17 protein-coding genes are annotated in these 18,823 nt (G+C 60.4%); 6 read left to right on the top strand and 11 right to left on the bottom strand.

What is annotated here, in order from left to right; translation table 11 throughout:
- Positions 1–140: 140 nt before the first annotated feature.
- The 5 genes from HGP16_RS21860 to HGP16_RS21840 all read left to right on the top strand — a co-directional run bounded on the left by HGP16_RS21860 (position 141) and on the right by HGP16_RS21840 (position 8,592).
- The gene (locus HGP16_RS21860) at positions 141–2,894 is read left to right on the top strand and encodes a DUF2339 domain-containing protein (RefSeq protein ID WP_246703506.1); all 2,754 of its coding nucleotides are present in this window, start codon (positions 141–143) and stop codon (positions 2,892–2,894) included.
- A 70-nt stretch (positions 2,895–2,964) separates the two neighbouring features.
- Complete coding sequence (locus HGP16_RS21855) at positions 2,965–3,618, top strand: HD domain-containing protein (RefSeq protein WP_246703505.1); 654 nt, start codon at positions 2,965–2,967, stop codon at positions 3,616–3,618.
- A 9-nt stretch (positions 3,619–3,627) separates the two neighbouring features.
- Entirely contained in the window at positions 3,628–4,476 is an 849-nt protein-coding gene (locus tag HGP16_RS21850) for an MOSC domain-containing protein (RefSeq protein ID WP_168842092.1), read from the top strand.
- Between the two features lie 122 nt (positions 4,477–4,598).
- Positions 4,599–7,844, top strand: coding sequence for an adenylate/guanylate cyclase domain-containing protein (locus tag HGP16_RS21845; RefSeq protein WP_168842192.1), 3,246 nt, complete (start codon positions 4,599–4,601; stop codon positions 7,842–7,844).
- Positions 7,845–7,911: 67 nt separating this feature from the next.
- A complete protein-coding gene (locus HGP16_RS21840; RefSeq protein ID WP_168842091.1) occupies positions 7,912–8,592 on the top strand; it encodes a peroxiredoxin-like family protein in 681 nt (226 codons plus the stop codon).
- Between the two features lie 73 nt (positions 8,593–8,665).
- Here the strand turns inward: HGP16_RS21840 and recO are convergent, their stop codons facing one another.
- The 11 genes from recO to rpoZ form a co-directional block, all read right to left on the bottom strand.
- Positions 8,666–9,433: a DNA repair protein RecO gene (gene recO, locus HGP16_RS21835; RefSeq protein WP_168842090.1), complete on the bottom strand. Its 768-nt coding sequence runs from the start codon at positions 9,431–9,433 to the stop codon at positions 8,666–8,668.
- A 58-nt stretch (positions 9,434–9,491) separates the two neighbouring features.
- Positions 9,492–10,001 carry a response regulator gene (locus HGP16_RS21830; protein ID WP_246703504.1) on the bottom strand — a complete coding sequence of 170 codons (510 nt, stop codon included), beginning with the start codon at positions 9,999–10,001 and terminating at the stop codon, positions 9,492–9,494.
- A 191-nt stretch (positions 10,002–10,192) separates the two neighbouring features.
- Positions 10,193–10,945: a Crp/Fnr family transcriptional regulator gene (locus HGP16_RS21825; protein WP_168842089.1), complete on the bottom strand. Its 753-nt coding sequence runs from the start codon at positions 10,943–10,945 to the stop codon at positions 10,193–10,195.
- A gap of 84 nt (positions 10,946–11,029) precedes the next feature.
- The gene (gene era, locus HGP16_RS21820; protein WP_168842088.1) at positions 11,030–11,974 is read right to left on the bottom strand and encodes a GTPase Era; all 945 of its coding nucleotides are present in this window, start codon (positions 11,972–11,974) and stop codon (positions 11,030–11,032) included.
- A 21-nt stretch (positions 11,975–11,995) separates the two neighbouring features.
- Entirely contained in the window at positions 11,996–12,715 is a 720-nt protein-coding gene (gene rnc, locus HGP16_RS21815) for a ribonuclease III (RefSeq protein ID WP_168842087.1), read from the bottom strand.
- Complete coding sequence (lepB, locus tag HGP16_RS21810) at positions 12,712–13,458, bottom strand: signal peptidase I (protein ID WP_168842086.1); 747 nt, start codon at positions 13,456–13,458, stop codon at positions 12,712–12,714. Before lepB ends, rnc begins: the two co-directional genes overlap by 4 nt.
- A 114-nt stretch (positions 13,459–13,572) precedes the next feature.
- Positions 13,573–13,977, bottom strand: coding sequence for a holo-ACP synthase (gene acpS / locus HGP16_RS21805; protein WP_168842085.1), 405 nt, complete (start codon positions 13,975–13,977; stop codon positions 13,573–13,575).
- Positions 13,978–14,017: 40 nt separating this feature from the next.
- Positions 14,018–14,605 (bottom strand): DUF2062 domain-containing protein, encoded by a 588-nt coding sequence (locus tag HGP16_RS21800; RefSeq protein ID WP_168842084.1) that lies wholly within the window; start codon positions 14,603–14,605, stop codon positions 14,018–14,020.
- Positions 14,606–14,824: 219 nt separating this feature from the next.
- Positions 14,825–14,974 carry a DUF3563 family protein gene (locus HGP16_RS21795; protein ID WP_120663420.1) on the bottom strand — a complete coding sequence of 50 codons (150 nt, stop codon included), beginning with the start codon at positions 14,972–14,974 and terminating at the stop codon, positions 14,825–14,827.
- Between the two features lie 193 nt (positions 14,975–15,167).
- Positions 15,168–17,399: a bifunctional (p)ppGpp synthetase/guanosine-3',5'-bis(diphosphate) 3'-pyrophosphohydrolase gene (locus HGP16_RS21790; protein ID WP_168842083.1), complete on the bottom strand. Its 2,232-nt coding sequence runs from the start codon at positions 17,397–17,399 to the stop codon at positions 15,168–15,170.
- A 100-nt stretch (positions 17,400–17,499) separates the two neighbouring features.
- Entirely contained in the window at positions 17,500–17,898 is a 399-nt protein-coding gene (gene rpoZ / locus HGP16_RS21785) for a DNA-directed RNA polymerase subunit omega (RefSeq protein WP_069616142.1), read from the bottom strand.
- 311 nt (positions 17,899–18,209) lie between these two features.
- Here rpoZ and HGP16_RS21780 point away from each other — a divergent pair, with 311 nt between their 5' ends.
- Positions 18,210–18,794, top strand: a complete 585-nt coding sequence (locus tag HGP16_RS21780; RefSeq protein ID WP_168842082.1) for an NYN domain-containing protein — start codon at positions 18,210–18,212, stop codon at positions 18,792–18,794.
- Positions 18,795–18,823 lie beyond the last annotated feature (29 nt).

Genomic DNA, 18,823 nt, shown 5'->3' with positions numbered 1-18,823 from the left:
CCGTATTTCCTAATATTTCTTTGCGTTCCGGCATGGGGTCGCTTGACATAATCCCCTGGAATCATAGGCGAATCTGACTATCTTTCCTTACCGCGCGAGCCGTTTCGTATATTGTGCGACCAATCGCCCGTGGAGAGGATATGATGGAATTGCTACCACTCGTCATCCTGATCGTCGGCATTCTGGTGCTGCGAGGCCACAACCTCCGGATAAAGCAGCTGGAAGCGCGCGTTCAGGAGCTGCAAAATGCCCTTGCCGGCAAGGTGCTGACGGAGGATGGGGGCGAATCGATTCCCATGCCGCACTCGACGGCTCATCCTATGGCACCGCCCGTCGAAGACGAGCGGCAAGCGGTATTCGACGATGGATCAGCCGCCGAGGCCGCCGCCGCCGCGCGCGGTAACGCCGATACGTTCGGGGACGGTCCCGCACCCGCTCGGAGCCAGACGCCCGTTCAGGCGAAGGAAAGCCTGGAGAGCACGATCGGCGCACGCTGGGCCGTCTGGGTCGGTGGCATCGCGCTGGCGTTCGGCGGCATCTTCATGGTCAAATATTCGATCGAGAGCGGCCTTCTCAGCCCCGGCGTCCGGCTCGTCCTTGCAGCGCTCTTCGGCCTCTTCCTGATTGCCGCGGGCGAAGTGATCCGCCGCCGCGTCGCACCAGTTCTGAACAACACCTTCCAGAATGCGATGATCCCCGGCGTGCTGACGGCAGCCGGCGTCGTCGCCCTGTTCGGCTCCACCTATGCGGCCCATGGCATTTATGGCTTCATCGGGCCGGCCACAGCCTTCACGCTGCTCGCTTTGATCTCGCTCGCCACGCTCGGGCTCTCGCTGCTGCATGGGCAAGCGCTTGCCGGCCTCGGTCTTCTGGCGTCGATGGCAACCCCAGCGCTCATCGCTTCGACCGCGCCGAGACCTTGGATTCTCTTCGGCTACCTTGTGCTGACATGGGTCGCGACCCTATTGGCTTCGCGCCTGCGCCGCTGGCTGATTGCGCCATCCCTCGCCAATGGGCTGCTGAGCCTCTGGCCCTTGCTCTATATTACCTTCAGCCCGGTGGTCGACCTGACGCCCGTTACGCTTTCCATGTTGGCAATGATCGGTGGCACTCTCTTCCTCTGGCCCGGGCGCTATCCGGTCTCGGAGCCGATAAAGCACGATAACGAAGCCCTGCCTGCTGACGGCATCTCCCCGCCGCTGGCCGCAAGCGGCCAATGGACGGCGTTTCTCGCCAGGGCGCCGCTCGGCATGACCCTGACGGCGGCGGTCGGCGCGCTCACGGTGTCGCTCTGCCTCATCACCTACAGCCTTCAACAGGGATATTCCGTCGTCGATGCCACATTCATGTTCGCGGCAATCGTCGCGGCGGTTGCAGCCTTCGGCGCCGGACGCCTCTACGCGGCCTGGGCAACGATCCTGTCCCCACTCATCGCTGTCGTCGGCGTATTCGGCGTTCTGACCCGATGGATCGCCGGCGTCGAAAGCAGCGGCACGGGTGAAACCGTCAGCCTGCAGAGCACGGTACTCTATGAAGTACTCGGCCTCGGCGCCCTCTTCGTGCTGATCGGTGCCTTTTTCCTCAGGCGTTTCGCCGGGCAGGAGAAGCCCTATGCCGCTCTCTGGAGCCTTATCATGGCCGCCACGCCGCTGGCGATCGCCGCAATCAGCTTCGTCAACTTCGGCAACTGGACTCTCGACTGGCTGCATGGCCTTTATGGCATCGGGCTGGCTGTCGTGCTGATCGCGCTTGCCGAATGGCAATACCGCCGCGAAGGCGAGACGCAAGATCTGCCAACGAACATCCTTGCCGCCGGCTCCTTTGCCGCTGCCGTCTTTGCTCTTCATGCGCTGGCACATCATGCCACGGCGACGATCCTGCTGCCGGTTCTTGGCATCGTCTATCTGCTGGCGGGACGCCTGCGCAATTGGCCTGTTCTTCCGTGGACGATGGTCGCCGCACTGGTCATCACCATGGGGCGCATTGCCTGGCAGCCGACGATCGTCGACCCGGCGGAGCTCGGCACGACGCCGGTCTTCAACATGTTGCTTGCCGGTCACGGCATTCCGGCGGCCCTTGCCGTCTTTGCGGCCTTCATCACTCGCCACGCGCCAAGCCTGCGGCTGCGCAACGCCTTGCAAGCGCTTGCCTGCTTCCTCGTGCTGCTGACCGTTGCCATTCTGGTGCGCCATGCCATGAACGGCGGCGTCCTGAACGACGCGGTTCCGACACTCGGCGAGCAATCGATCTACACGCTGCTCGCAATCGGCGCTTCCGCGACGCTGATGGCGCTCGATCTGAGCGCGGCAAGTCCGGTCTTCCGCTATGGCGGCATGGCGCTCGGCGTCCTTTCGGTCGTCATGATTCTGACCCTGCATCTGCTAGGGCTGAACCCTTTCATGACAGGCGAAAGCACGGGTCGCATCCCGTTCTTCAACCTGCTGCTGCTTGCCTATCTGCTGCCTGGTATCGCCTATGGCGGCCTGGCGCTCTATGCGCGCAACCGACGCCCCCTGCCCTATGTCATCATGCTGGCTTTGGCTGCAGCCGTCATGGCTTTCGCATGGGCGACATTGTCGGTGCGCCGCTTCTGGCAGGGCGAATATATTCCCTTCTGGAACGGCTTCATCCAGGGCGAGCTCTACTCCTATTCCGTGGTCTGGCTGTTGATCGGCATTGCGCTTCTCGGGCTCGGCACCCGCTTCGAGGCACGCAGCCTGCGCATTGCCTCGGCGGCGCTGGTCTTCATCGCCGTCGTCAAGGCTTTCCTGATCGACATGGCGAACCTCGAGGGCTTCCTGCGCGCCCTCTCCTTCATCGGCCTTGGCGCCGTGCTGATCGGTATCGGCCTGTTCTACCAGAAAATCCTGACGCGCAAGAAAGCCGCGGAGTGATTGCGGCGAATCCTTCAACCCGGTAGGACGAAGGAACCTGCCGACAGATCAATGCGGAGCGACTGCGAAGATGGATACCGAGAAGATGGCGCGGGCCTTTGCCCCGTTCGAAGCCCTGGCTGCGGATCTCATTCCGCACGCCGCCGACGGCGACGACGGTTCGCACGATATCGCCCACATCCTGCGTGTCTTCCGCAACGCCGTGGCCATTCAGGCCGAGGAAGGCGGCAATGCCCGGATACTTGCCGCCGCGGTCTTGCTGCATGATTGCGTTGCCGTGGAGAAGAATTCGCCGCATCGCGTACAGGCTTCGCGGCTTGCCGCCGAAAAGGCTTCGGGCATTCTCCGGCAACTTGGATGGGCCGATGAGGATATTGCCGCTGCGGCACATGCGATCACCACGCACAGTTTCTCCGCCAACCTGCCGCCGGAAACGCTGGAAGCGAAGATCCTGCAGGATGCCGACCGGCTGGATGCGATCGGCATGGTCGGCGCTGCCCGCTGTTTCTACATTGCGGGGCGTCTTGGCTCCGGCCTCTACGACCCGTTCGACCCGCTGGCAAGCGAACGGCCGCTTGACGACAAGCGCTTCGCCATTGACCATTTCGAGACGAAGCTGTTCAAACTGGCGGACGGATTCCAGACCGGGACCGGAGCCAAGTTTGCCGAGGCGCGGCACGACCGGCTGAAGACCGTGCTGGCAATGTTCATCGACGAAATCTGAGGACTTTCCATGCGCGTCAGCGATCTGTTCATCTACCCGCTCAAGAGCGCACGCGGCATCGCCATCCCGTCGACCGCCATCGATGCCTTCGGTCTGGCAGGCGACCGTCGCGCCATGCTGGTCGATCCTGCCGGCCAGTTCATCACCCAGCGCGAATTGCAGGCGCTGGCCCGGATCGATGTCCAACCGGCGCCCTCCCACCTGCGCCTGAAGATGGAGGGCAAGGCAGACATCATCGTACCGCCGCCCCACCCCGACAATCGCATGGATATCGTCGTCTTGAAATCTAATGTCAGCGCCTCCGTTGCCGATGAGGAGACCAACAAGGCTCTGTCCGGCTGGCTTGGTCGTGAAGTCAGGATGGTGTTCTTCGACAGGCTTGCCGAGCGCGTCGCCAATCCGGAATGGGCGGGCGAGGAGACGCCTGTTACGTTTTCCGATGGCTACCAGATTCTGGTCACCACCACCGGCTCGCTGAAGGCGCTCAACGCCAATCTCGCCGCCCATGGCGAAGGCGCTGTCGGCATGGAGCGCTTCCGCCCGAACATCGTCATCGATATCGATGAGGAATGGCCGGAGGATCGCTGGTCGGCAATCGAGATCGGCGGCATTCGCCTCGATCTCGTCAAGCCCTGTTCGCGCTGCATCATGACGACGCAGGATCAGAAGACCGGCTCGCGCGACGTGCCAAACCCGATACCCGCCATGGGCCGCATACGCATGTCGGCCGACCGCCGCGTCCCCGGCCCGCTCTTCGGCTGGAACGCCGTGCCGCGCGGCGAAGGCTCGGTGAAGATCGGCGATACGGTGACGGTGCTCGAGGAGCGGCCGGAGGGCTGGGCGCTGAAGCGGCGATAGTCGTTCCGCCGTTTGTTTAGCTTGCGGACCTAAGACAGCAGGCGCATGCTTATCACTCATTTTGAACCCGGCGGTCACGGCTGAAACAGCCGTGGTGCGCGGGCTTGGTCGAGGTGCGTCCGATGGAGTGCGCCGGCTGCGGTTTCGATATTCAAAGCGGCTTTGCTTTCTGTCCACGATGCGGCACAAAGCAGCCAATCTCCTGTGCCGCGTGTGGCAACCCTTGCCAGCCCGATTTTGCCTTCTGCCCCAAATGCGGCGCTGCGATTTCCGACAAGGCGCAACCCGCGGCCAAGCCGGTCATCAAGGCTGCATCGGCAAAATCCGAAGATGATGCCGACCGGCGGCCGGTGACCGTGCTTTTTGCAGATCTCTGCGGCTTTACGACACTGAGCGAGCAGATCGACCCCGAAGTCATGCGGATGCTGCAGAACGAATTGTTCGAAGAGATGACCCAAGCGGTCGAGGCCTATGGCGGCTTCGTCGACAAGTTCGTCGGCGATGCGCTGCTGGCGCTATTCGGCGCGCCGGTCGCCCATGAGGACGATCCGGTGCGGGCACTGAACGCAGCGCTCGATATGATCGATCGGGCAACACAGGTGGGCGAGCGCTGGCAACCACGCGCCGGCGTGCCACTGCGTCTGCATATCGGTATCAATAGCGGCCCGGTCGTCACCGGCGGCTTCGGCGCGGTCAGTACCAAATCCTATTCCGTGACCGGCGACACGGTGAATACCGCCCAACGGCTGCAATCCATGGCGGGCGAAAACGATATCCTCGTCGGGCCGCTGACCTATCGCCTCACCCGCCATGCCTTCGCCTTCGACAGCCTCGGCGCCCAAGCCTTGCGCGGCAAAAGCGGCAATGTGCTTGTGCATCGGCTAACGGGACCGTTGGAAGCGCCGCATACGGCGCGCGGGCTCGAAAGTTTCGGCCTTCAGGCACCGATGATCGGACGAGATACGGAGCTGTCGCGGCTTTTAACCTGCCTCGACCTTGCCTGCGGTGGTGCGGCACAACTTGTCCGCCTCATCGGCGAAGCGGGTATCGGCAAGTCGCGGCTGGCCAACGAGTTCATCGCCATTGCCGGCAATACGGCCCGCTTTCCAGGTCTCGCCATCCGCAAGGCGACCTGCTCGCCTCTCGGCGAACAATCCTATGGGACGCTTGCCGCGGTGGTGCGCAGCGCCTACGGCATCGGCGAGCGGGACAATCTCGACAGGACGCGGCAATTACTGGCAATGGGATTCCGCGCGCTCGATCTCACCCAGGAGGATATCGACGGGCTTCTGCCGCTTTTCCTGCATGTCCTCGGCCTCGGCGATCCCAACGGAGCGTTGCGACACATCGAGCCTGAACAGTTGCGGCGGCAGATCTTCTATGCAGTCCGCACCGTCTTCGAGCGGCGGCTGGCGCAAGGCCCCCTGCTGCTTATCATCGAAGATCTGCATTGGGCCGATGCCGCTTCGCTGGAAGTGCTTCGCTTCATGATGGATCGGTTGGAGCGCAGCCGGCTCATGCTGCTGGCGATCTATCGGCCGACATCGCGGATCGACCCGCTGGATTCCAATCGGGTCAGTGTCACCGTGCAGCGTCTCGGCCCACTCGCCGCCGCCGACGGCCGGAAGCTGCTCGCCGCCTTTTTCGGCGAGAGCCATGGCAAGCTGCCGGTTGCGATGTGTCAGCGCATCCTCGATCGAGCCGGCGGCAATCCGCTCTTCATCGAGGAGATCCTTCGGGGATTGATCGACATGGGCAGGCTGCACAATGACGGTCAGCGCTGGCAAGTTGCGGCGGAAGACACGGATGTCGATATTCCGGTCAATCTGCAGGCCCTGTTGCTTGCCCGTGTCGATCGTCTGCCGCAGGAGATCAAACGGTTGGCGCAGGAGGCGGCGGTGGTCGGCCCGAAGTTCGACACCGCTCTACTCCGCAGCATCGCCGCCGACCCGGCTGCCATCGATGCCGCATTGGACTATCTCTGCGATGCCGATATCGTCGAGGAATTGCGCGGGCCGGATGCCGGCGCCTCACCCACCTATCGTTTCAGCCAGTCCCTGCTGCACGATGTCATCTACCATAATCTCCTGTTGCAGCGGCGCACGGACCTTCATCACCGGATCGGTCAGGTTCTGGAACACCAATATGGCTCAGCGCCCGATCGCCCCGAGCATCTGGCGCAGCTCGGCCATCACTTCAGCCTGACCACCGAGAAAGCCAAAGGAGCCACCTATTTGATGGCGGCAGGCGATCTGGCACGCATGACCTATGCCAATGACGATGCAATGCGCCTCTACCGTCAGGCACTTGCCGCGTTCGCAGACGAGCCGGAGGTGACGTCGGAGCAATTGGCGCTTCTGGAGCGTCTTGCCGATCTCTGTGGTCCCGCCGGTCTCCGCGACGCGGCCCTGAACCATTATCAACGAGCGCTTGCGATCCACCGCAAGAGAGACGATCGGATCGCTGCAGCAAGGATATTGCGAAAAATCGGCCGGCTGCATCACGAGGCGGGGCGCCGCGATCAGGCGGAAGCGCATTGCGCCGAGGCCGAGGCTTTGATCGCGACGATCGATGCCCCGGTCGAACATGCGCATCTCCTGCAGGAGCGCGGCCATATGGCCTTCCGCATGGGCGACCAGGCCGCGGCCGCCGAATGGGCGACGCTGGCCCTGCAACGGCTGGAAACGCTCCCCATCGACGGAACGACCGAAGCCGGACGAGAGGCGGCGCGCGCGATGGCGGAGGCACTGAACACCAAGGGCGCAGCACTTGCGCGGCTCGGCCGCCGCCGCGATGCCGTGCAGGAAGTGGAGCGCAGTCTTGCTGTTGCCGAAAAGGCCGATCTGCAAAGTGCTGCCTGTCGCGCCTATTCCAACCTCGGCGTGCTCTACACCATCGTGGATCCGGCCCACGCCATCAAGATCTGCCGGCGCGGGCTTGAGGTCGCGACCCGCATCGGCGATCTCGGCTTCCAGGCGCGCCTTCTCGCCAACCTCGCCGTTTCCTGCTGTACCTTTACCGACCGCTGCGCCGCCGAAGGCGTGCCGGCGGCGGAGAAGGCAGTGGAAATCGACCGGGCGCTCGATCAGCGCGATCATCTCTCCGTACCGCTGATCGTCCTCGGACAAATTCATCAATGCCACGGGCAGCCGAAGCTAGCTCGTAAGTATTACGAGGAAGCCCTTGAGGTTGCGAAGGAGATCGATGAACCGCAGTTGCTCTTTCCGTGCTATGATGGCTTGGCGACACTGAGCCTCGAGCATGACGACATGGACGAGGCGGAACGGTATTTCACGCTGGCACAGGATGTGTGCATCCGCCACAACCTCGATCCAGGCACGCTCGTCGTATTGCCGTTTCTCGACTGACTGTCTTCATTGTCTCAGGCGATTGGTTGGGAGAACCGGTTCAAATACATAAAGGGAGGAACGAAACATGCAGGAGAACCACACCGAAAGACCATTGCAGCCTGGAGATCGCGCGCCGAATGTCGTGCTGGATGCAATCACTCGCCAGGGCAAGATCGCCATCGATGATTTTCGCGGCCAGAGGCCGGTCCTTGTCGGATTGTTCCGTGGACTGCATTGCCCCTTCTGCCGCCGGCAGATCGCCGCGATGTCCGAACTCACCGGAGCTCTGCAGGAGAAAGGCATCGACAGCCTGACCGTCGTCAACACACCGATCGAACGCGCCCGGCTCTACTTCCGGTTTCATCCGCTTCCCAACCTGCTGGCCGCTTCCGATCCGGAGCGGGTATCGCACAAGGCCTTCGGCTTGCCGAATATCCAGTTCACCGAAGACGAGACCGACTGGCCGCGCAAGGTCGGAATGAATGCGGTGCGATCGATGCGCATCGAGATGCCGGGCGAGCTTCCCGAACCGATGGATCCGATGGCGGCGACGGAGTTCCTCGACAAGGCGGATGGCTACGAATTCACGCAGGACGACAAACATATGATTGCGACGGGCGAAGGTCAGCTCGTCGGCGAATTCCTGCTCGATCGGGATGGCGTCATCCGCTGGTGTTTCACGGAAGTCGAAGAGGCCGGTCGTCATATGTTCGGTATTCCCGCCCCGCGGGAGGTGATGTCGGCGGCGTCGAATATGGCGGTTTGAAGCGAGCGGTCTTCCGGCTCCGAACACGCCTTGAGCGCGATCCTATTTGCCGCGCACTTTTGCGCGGCTTGCTCTATCTTTTGGCTGCAACGGTCGGCCGCTCCCGCGACGCCGCATTCAGTGCCTTCATCGCGGCCTGAATGAAGCCCTCGCGCGCCGCGGCGATCTCTATGCCGCGCGGTTCGTAGACATGGCGATGCAGGAAGAAGCCGGTCAGGCGGAAGGCGGCCGCGAGGCTTTCCGTATCCGCGGCGACCACGGCTCCGGTTGATAGAAACGGCGGCAGCGCCAGCATCTTATCCGCCCAAGGCATACCGGCCGCACGGCAGACGGCACGTCCGGTCTTGGGCGAAACGAAAGCCAAGTCCTCGCGCACGCCAGTTGCCGCGCATTCGGCCAAATCGAGGCCGAAACCCAGATCGTTCAACACGGCAAGTTCAAAGCGCACGAAAAGCTCACCAGCGTCGGCGGGATTCTGCAGGTTTTCAAGGATCACGTCGAGCGCGTCGTAGAGATGCGGATGCGGGTCCCGCTCCGGCAGCAGCCGCAGCAAGGCGGCCATCGCCTGCACGCCGTAGACGGCGGTCGCGGTCTCCATCAGCCGCGCGGCCCGGAGTGTGACCGGTTCCATGCGAAATTCGCCGAGATGCTCATGCAGCCTTGCCCGCCAGGTTACCTCGACGAGATTGCCGGCCTGCAGCACCGGCTGCATGGCGCGCGAGCGGCCTGATCGCACCAGCCCCATATGGCGGCCGCGGGCATGCGTCATCACCTCGGCGATGACGCTGGTCTCGCCAAGGCGCTTGACGCCCAGAATGATCGCGTGGTCCTGCCACTGCATTGGCCAGCTGCCCCGAAAGATTTTTGCGATTCGAATTTAAGGCAAATGCCCGCCGCTGTCACATGGCACTGGAATCGCCAGCCGCCAATGTATGAACAAAGAGGCGCATGGCTTGCTCATCGAAGGGCTTGTTCAAAAGCGGCACATGCCGCAGGTCCGCCGGGAAATCGAGCGTATCGGAATAACCGCTGACAAAACCAAAGGAGATGCCGCGATCCATCAACAATCGGGCAAAGCCGAAGCTCGTCGACTCCCCGAGGTTCACGTCCAGCATCGCAAAATCGTAGTGTTCGGAATGCACGGCGTTGACCGCCTGTTCCAGATTTGAAGCAATCTCGATCTGTTGAATTCCCACGAGACGAAGAATTTCCTCCGCCTCCATGGCAATAATGAGATTGTCTTCCAGAATAAGGACGCGCTGAACCGTCATATCAGCGCCATCCTTGCACCCGCACGCCAGTTGGCGCTCCCCGTAAAAAGTCCCACATCTATCCCTCCGGTGCCAATCATCGGCCCGTATTGAATGAATGGATTTTCCCATTCGTACTGGCTTAGTCTCTTGCAACATGACCTTGCCTCCAAACCGCTTCGCACTTTTTGCACTGCGGTACTATGGGCTCGTTGACGTGCTCCAATCGCTTTTGCCGCCGGGGTTAGTAAAAGGTGAAACTGGTGGAAAAGTGACGGTGAAAATAATCTATGCTGATACAGTTGCTGTCAGCATTTAAAAAAGACATGCTGCTTTGCATCGAGAATAACTCAGATGAAGGGACGCTTGCCCGAATCAAGTCCGTCCCAACCGGCAAGTGCGGCAAGCCCTTCCCCATCCAAAACTTCGCAGCCTCGCTCCTGCCAGAGAAGCAATCCTCGTGCAGCCAGCTTTTTCAATGTCTTATTGGTGTGAACAACGGAAAGGCCCAGCGTATCCGCCACATGCTGCTGCGTGACGGGAATGACCTTGCTGCCATTAAAGAGACGAAGCGCTCCGGCGCGCTGGTGCAGGTATGCGATCAGGTAGGCTGCGCGCTCGACCGCGGACCTGCGTCCGATGCTCAGGAGATGTTCATCCAGAATCCGCTCCTCCCTTGCAGCAATCCACGTCAGGTCGAAGGCAAGAGAGGCGTGCGAATTGTAAAGGGTCATTAATTCGGTGCGCTCGAAAACGCAGAGCGATACCGGCGACAGCGCTTCGGTCGAGTGCTGCATCTCTCCCATGATCGAACCCTGCAGCCCGATGAGATCGCCGGGCATCACATAGTTGAGGATCTGGCGCCGGCCGTCCTCCAGGGTTTTGTAGCGAAAACCCCACCCCGACAGGATGGTAAAGAGGTGGGCGCTGTGGGCACCTTCGAGGAAAATCGTGGCGCCGGCATCGACAAGAAGCTCGCCCTTCTTGAAACTGCTGATGAAATTCAGCTCATCGCGGTCGAATTCACGAAAATGCGGCAGAGTCCTCAACGGACAGTGCTGGCATGATGTTCGCTGTCCATGCATCGTCGCAGCCTTCGCCATGAAACGCTCCCTGAATGGCAGCGGCATGGGCAACATGCCCGATAAGCCGCTGCATTATAAAGCACTCATGAACACAAAGCTTCATTAACGCGGGAAGTCCAGCCCCATTTCCCGGAAACGCTCGGGATCATCTCCCCAGTTCTCGCGAACCTTGATGAAGAGGAAAAGATGTACCGGCTGCTCCAGGATTTCGGAGAGTTCCTTGCGCGATGCAGTCGAAATCGCCTTGATCGTCTCGCCGCCCTTACCGAGCGCAATCTTCTTCTGACTTTCGCGCTCGACATAAATCACCTGTTCGATGCGCACCGAACCGTCCTTGCGCTCCTCCCACTTTTCCGTCTCGACATGCGAAGAATAGGGAAGCTCCTGATGCAGGCGCAGAAACAGCTTTTCGCGGGTGATTTCGGCGGCAAGCTGCCGCATCGGCAGATCCGAAATCTGATCCTCGGGATAGTACCAGGGTCCTTCCGGCAACGTGTTCGCCAGATAGTCCATGACGTCGTCACAGCCGGAGCCGTTTTCAGCCGAAATCATGAAGGTCTGATCGAAGGCAATCTTCTCATTGGCTGCGGCGGCAAGCGCCAGCAGATCTTCGCGGCGAACGCGGTCGATCTTGTTCAGCACCAGGATCTTCGGTTGCGAAACCTCTTTCAGCCCTTCCAGAATCGCTTCGGCATCGCCGCGCAAACCACGCTCGCTGTCGATCAGCAGCATGATGAGATCGGCATCCTTGGCGCCACCCCAGGCCGACGTCACCATCGCGCGGTCGAGACGGCGGCGAGGCTTGAAGATGCCGGGCGTATCCATGAAGACGATCTGCGCATTGTTGTGAATGGCGATGCCGCGCACGATCGCGCGCGTCGTCTGCACCTTGTGGCTGACGATCGAGACCTTCGCACCCACGAGCCGGTTGACCAGCGTCGACTTGCCGGCATTGGTGGGGCCGATAAGGGCCACGAAGCCCGAATGCGTCGGGCCGATACGTTCAACCGCGCCGTCCTCGGCGGGCGTGTCCTGCTGATTGCTCATTTTTCCATTATTCCCCGGCAGTCACTTCCCAGTCAACTGAGGCTGCCATACGCCTTCACGCTCCAGGATCCGCGTCGCCGCCACTTGTTCGGCCGCACGCTTGGAGCGTTCAATTCCTGTCTCGGGCGCCGTTCCCGCCACTTCCACCGTCACGGTGAAGCGTGGATCATGATCCGGTCCGCTGCGATCATCAACCCTGTAGACCGGGGTGACACCGAATTTCGCATGCGCCCATTCCTGCAATTCCGTCTTGGCGTCGCGCCTTGCACCTTCCGGACGGATGGCGCGGCGCTCCCAAAAGCGCAGGATGAACGCGCGCGCGACTTCAAGCCCGCCATCCAGATAGAGCGCGGCTATCAGGCTTTCGACGACATCGGCGCGCACGTTCAGCATGCGCTTGCCCGTCAGTTTCTTCACGTCGGCGCCAGTGCGGATGTAAAGATGCAGCTCCATCTCGTCGGCGACTTCGGCGCAGGTCTCGGCGCTGACGAGCTGGTTGAGGCGAACCGAAAGCTCGCCTTCCGTCGCTGCGCCGAAGGTCTTAAAGAGCAATTCCGCGATGCACAGGCCGAGAACCCGGTCGCCGAGAAATTCCAACCGTTCGTAGTTGCCCGTCTTGTGCGTGCGTGCGCTGGCATGCGTCAGCGCACGGTCGAGACGCTCCTTCTCGGCGAATTCATGGCCTATCGCAACCTCAAGCTTCGCACGATCCGCCTGGGAGAGCGCCTGCGCCTTCGTCATTCGACAACCTTGAAGAGGCGATCCCAACGCATGTTGGTCGGCCATTTCCAGACCTCGCGGAACGAGGTGTCGTGACCCAGCGAGAAGAAGATGACGCTGGCGCGGCCGATGAGATTTTCGGCGGGCACGTAGCCGACGTCGAAACGGCTATCGTCGGAATTGTCGCGGTTGTCGCCCATCATGAAGTAATGAGCGGCCGGCACGACATATTCCTGGGTATTGTCACCACGGGAATTGGGCGAAAGGTCCAGCGTGTCATAAACCTTGCCGCTATCCGGCAGACGCTCGCTATAGACGGGGATGTTATCGCCCGGCTCCTGGCTGTAGTCCGAGGAGAACGTGCCGTGCGGCTCGCGCGGAACGGCCTGGCCGTTGATGTAGAGGATATCGTTCTTGACCTGAATGCGGTCGCCCGGCAGGCCGATCACGCGCTTGATGTAGTCGACGTCCGGGTTCGGCGGGAAGCGGAAGACGACGACGTCGCCGCGCTTCGGCTCGCTACCCAAAATACGGCCGCTGAAGAGGTCCGGCGAGAACGGCAGCGAATATTTCGAATAGCCGTAGGCGAATTTATTGACGAAGATGTAGTCGCCGACAAGAAGCGTCGGCATCATCGAACCCGACGGGATGGTGAACGGCTGAAAGAGAACCGTTCGGATGATCATGGCCAGGACGAGCGCCTGGACGATAACCTTGATGTTTTCCCACAGGGCGTTCTGCTGTTTTACGGCTTTCTCGGACACGCAGTCTTATTCCTTTTTCGCACCCCACCGGCGCACTTGCTTTTAGGCCCTGTCTACTCGCTTCACATCATTGCGGCAATGGCGCGGATGCCAAAAGCGACAGATGGCTGCGATTCAGCCATCTGCCGGCAATGCCTCTATGATCACAAAAGCCTGAGCAAGAGGAAAATCATCCGTTATCGTCAAATGAATGGCGGCGCGATGATTTGGCGGCAGCATGGACGCCAGTCTTTCGGCCGCCCCGCCGGTCAATTGCATCGTCGGCTTGCCGCTCCGCAGATTGACGACGCCCATATCGCGCCAGAAGACGCCTTGCGCCAGGCCGGTGCCCAAAGCCTTGGAACAGGCTTCCTTGGCGGCAAAGCGCTTGGCATAGGATGCCGCCTTGTTCTTGCGGCCTTCGGACTTGGCGCGCTCGATGTCGGTAAAACAGCGCTCGGTAAACCGAGTGCCGAAACGCTCGATCGTCTTCTCCACCCGGCGGATGTCGATGAGATCGCTGCCAATGCCGATAATCATGGGAAGGCCCTCCTGGCGGCCGGGGCGATGTCAGGCACCGTCAGACGCTCGATGCGTTTTCGGCAAGCGCCAGCCGCTCGCGGGCGCGCTCCATCAGGCGCTCCTTGCGGCGCGTCTTGAAGGTCTTCACGCCATAATAGGTGAGCGCATAGACGATCACGCCGGTTACGATCGCCGGAGGAATGCCGCCGATCAGCATCGGCTTTAAAACCGGGTCCCATATTTGGGTGAGATCGCCCTTGTGCCACAGCGCCGGCAAATCGATGCTGCCACCCTGACTGCCGCTGTCGCGCGCCAGGATCAGATGGCCAATTTCCCAGGTGAAAGCCCAGATGAAGGGATAGGTGATGGGATTACCCGCCGCCAGGCAGCCGAGCGCCGACGCGATGACATTGCCGCCCACCAGATAGGCGATAATGATCGCCATCACGAAATGCACGCCGATGAAGGGTGTCCACGAGACGACGATGCCCGCAGCAAAACCGGCCGCAACCGAATGCGGCGATGCGGCAAGACGAACGAGGCGCTTACCGAAATATTGGAACGAGCGGACGAAACCCTTGCGGGGCCACAGGTGCTCCCGCAGTTTTTCCTTGAACGTCAGTGGTTTTCGGCGACGAAATAGCATGCGGCTTATCTAGTGCAATGGGGGCCGTCATGACAAGACCGGCCTTGTGTATCACGCACCGATTAAGAACCGAAAGTGCGGCCCTTTTTGGAACTCCACCTGCTCAGGATGCAGAAAATGGGCGTTCTCTCTTTTGCGGGAAGCAATCCCGCGAGATCGGGGATGCTCCAAGGGCGCAATAACGACGCGCCCTCCTGGTCTTTTAAGTATTAACGGCTGTTAACGCTGACGGAACAGACCGCGGTCGACCTGACGCTGACGATATTCAAGGTCAAAACGGTCGTGCGAGCCATTCAGGTAAGCCATTTCGCGGTCTTCAACACTCGGAACACGCAGGGCGCGGGCGATTTTCTTGATCGGGCTAAACATTGTCTTCTCTCATCTCTGTTTCGTTTCTTCGATGAATAGAAGATAAGCGCGATCAAGGTGAATTACCACCGCTCTAAAATAGACGCAGCCATGCGCTAAGCGCATATCTATCCGGAAAGGTGCTCGAATTTCGTCATAAAATGATCACAAAATATGCAGTCTGCCTTGGATCGAAGATAGCGCCGGACAGATCTCACTCGTAAAGACGCTTTACCGTGGCAATACAGTCGAGCTCCTTGAGCTGCACCAGAAGCTGGTTGAGCTGGCGCAGATCCCAGACTTCCACATCGAGCGCCATTTCGGTGAAATCGGCGGCGACGCGAACGGTATTGAGCACGCGAATATTGACATCGACATCGGCGACGGTCTGCGCCACCTTGGCCAAAGTGCCCGGCTCGTTCAGCGCGTTGATCATGATCCGTGCCGCAAAGCGGGACTTGTTGGCCTCGTCCAGATCCCAGCGTACGTCGATCCAGCGTTCCGGCTCATCATCGAAGCGCTGCAGGACGGGCGACTGGATCGGATATATGGTGATGCCCTTGCCCTTTTCCATGATGCCGACGATGCGATCGCCGGGAACGGCGCCGGTCGGGGCGAAATGCACCTCGACATTGGCTGCCAGGCCACGGATCGGCGGCGCCTCGGCATCGGTGCCGTCAGCCAGATCGGCCTTGGTCTTGCCGGGGATCTTGAAGATCATGCCCGAGGCGCTGCGGACGTTGAACCAACCTTCGTCGCCGGCGGGCTTCACGGTCACGCGCTCATCCTGATGATCGGGATAAACGGCACGCAGGACATCCAGCGACGACATCTCCCCCCGCCCGACGGCGGCGATCGCATCCTCGACATCCTTCTGACCGAGGCGATGCAGGGCCGGCTTCAGGGCATCACGCGAGAAGACCTTGCCGGCGCGCTCGAAGGTGCGCTCCAGGATACGGTGGCCAAGGCCAGCATATTGCTTGCGAATGGCAAGCCGGGTCGCGCGGCGAATGGCGGCGCGCGCCTTGCCCGTGACGACGATCTCTTCCCAGGCGGCCGGCGGCACCTGCACACCGGACCGGATGATCTCGACTTCGTCGCCATTGTTCAGCCGCGTCACCAGCGGCATGATGCGGCCGTTGATCTTGGCGCCGACGGTCGTGTCGCCGATATTGGTATGAACGGCATAGGCAAAATCGATCGGCGTTGCGCCACGCGGCAGAGCGATCAGCTTGCCCTTCGGCGTAAAGCAGAAGACCTGATCCTGGAACAGCTCGAGCTTCGTGTGCTCGAGGAACTCTTCCGGGCTGTCGCCTTCGGCCAGAGCCTCGATGGTATGGCGCAGCCAGGAATAAGCATTGCTTTCGCGGGACAGCAGCTCCCCATCCGCACCATTGCCATTGCTATTCGTACCGTCCTTATAGAGCGTGTGGGCGGCGATGCCGAATTCGGCGATCTCGTGCATGCGCTTCGTGCGGATCTGCAGCTCGATGCGCTGGCTGGAGGGGCCGACGATCGTCGTGTGCAGCGAGCGGTAGTCATTCTGCTTCGGCGTCGAGATATAGTCCTTGAACCGTCCGGGAACGACGCGCCAGCGGGTGTGCACGATGCCGAGCGCACGGTAGCAGGATGGAATGTCGTCGACGAGAAGACGGAAGCCATAAATATCGGAAAGCTGCTCGAAGGAGAGCGACTTCGACTGCATCTTGCGGAAGACCGAATAGGGCTTCTTCAGCCGGCCCTTGACCATGGCATTGGCAAGGCCGTTGGCAACAAGCAGATCGCGCAGCTCGGTCTCGATCTTCTTGACCAGGCCTTCATTGCGCCGCGACAGCTCCTCGAGGCGCTTGGTGACGGTGTCGTTCGCCTCCGGATTGATGTGGCGGAAGGAAAGCTCTTCCAGCTCCTCGCGCATGTCCTGCATGCCCATGCGGCCGGCGAGCGGCGCATAGATTTCCATCGTCTCCTCGGAAATGCGGGCGCGCTTTTCCGGCGACATATGATCAAGCGTGCGCATATTGTGCAGCCGATCGGCAAGCTTGACCAGCAGCACGCGCACGTCATCGGAAATGGCGAGCAGCAGCTTGCGCAGGTTTTCAGCCTGCTTCGCCTTCTTGGTGACGAGATCGAGCTTCTTGATCTTGGTGAGGCCTTCGACCAGCCGGCCGATATCTTCGCCGAACAGTTCGTCGATCTCGGCCCGTGTCGCCGTCGTGTCCTCGATCGTGTCGTGGAGGAGAGCGACCGCGATGGTCGATTCATCCAGACGCATATCGGTCAGGATGGCAGCAACTTCGAGAGGATGGGAAATATAGGGATCGCCGCTGGCACGTTTCTGCTGGCCATGCTTCTGCATTGCATAAACATAGGCCTTGTTGAGAAGAGCTTCGTTGGCATCGGGCTTGTATTTCTGCACGCGCTCGACAAGCTCGTATTGCCGCATCATTCCGAGGCTACTCCCGCAAAAACAAAAGCGCGCCAGTCATATGACCGGCGCACGCATTTCCCCATCATATCGCTCCTGCCCGGAGCATCAAGCTCGACGATCAGTAATCGTCGCTTTTTTCCGGCGGAACCAGACCTTCGATACCGGCCAGAAGTTCTTCTTCCGACATCTGGTCGAACGTAACGGTCTCCGGCAGATCTTCTTCCTCGTCGCTGGAGGCGGAGGCGCCGGCTGCGAGCAGGCTTGCCGGATCGGGCTCGGGCTCATCCACTTCCACATGCTTCTGCAGCGAATGGATGAGATCTTCCTTGAGATCATCAGGCGACAGCGTCTCGTCGGCGATTTCGCGCAGCGCAACAACCGGGTTCTTGTCGTTGTCACGGTCGATCGTGATCGAGGAGCCCTGCGAAATCAGGCGGGCGCGATGGCTGGCGAGCAGCACGAGCTCGAACCGGTTCTCTACTTTATCAATGCAATCTTCTACTGTGACACGGGCCATTGCCTGTCCTTTGCGGTCGTGATGTCGTCATCATGTCTCGGAGTAGCACGCCGATACAAGCAAACGATGGCAAATTCAAGTTTTTCCTGTTTGAGCGCCTTCGCACTCCCTGGGAAAGTGCTAAAATTACCCTAGACAAACGGCGATTTCTACCTGCGATTGCTTGGAATATCACATTTCGTGCCCTACATCTCGGTTATATGAATAATTCATAAAGTACTACGAATTATTCTTCAACGCTTTGCAACGGATTGTTTTAGCTGAACTTTGAATGAAATCATTACGTTTTTATAACAGCGGATATGTAAGCGATGTTTGACCCACGCGAAAAAATTGCACTCTTTATAGATGGCGCCAATCTCTACGCTGCATCCAAGAGCCTCGGTTTCGATATTGACTACCGCAAGCTCCTAAAAGCTTTTCAGAAACGCGGATATCTCCTGCGCGCCTATTATTACACCGCTCTTATCGAAGATCAGGAATACTCCTCGATCCGCCCGCTGATCGATTGGCTCGATTATAACGGCTACAAGGTCGTCACTAAGCCGGCCAAGGAATTCACGGACTCCATGGGTCGCCGCAAGATCAAGGGCAACATGGATATCGAACTGGCGATCGACGCCATGGAGCAATCCGAAACCGTCGATCACCTGGTGATCTTTTCCGGCGACGGCGACTTCACGAACCTCGTGGAGGCCCTGCAGCGCCGTGGCCGCAAGGTGTCGGTCATCTCGACCATGGCAACCCAGCCGCCGATGATCGCTGACGATCTGCGCCGGCAGGCCGACCATTTCATCGATCTCGTATCGCTGAAGGCAGAGATCGGCCGCGAGGCTTCGGAGCGCCCACAACGTCCCGTCGAACCGGCGCCCGCCTCGACGGATGTCGAAGAGTAATTGGCACTGCGTCAGATGCGTTCGATGCT

The sequence above is a fragment of the Rhizobium sp. P40RR-XXII genome (assembly GCF_012641405.1).
Lineage (GTDB): Bacteria > Pseudomonadota > Alphaproteobacteria > Rhizobiales > Rhizobiaceae > Rhizobium.
Note: the sequence above shows the minus strand (reverse complement) of the source record. Positions and strands in the feature narration are given on the sequence as shown.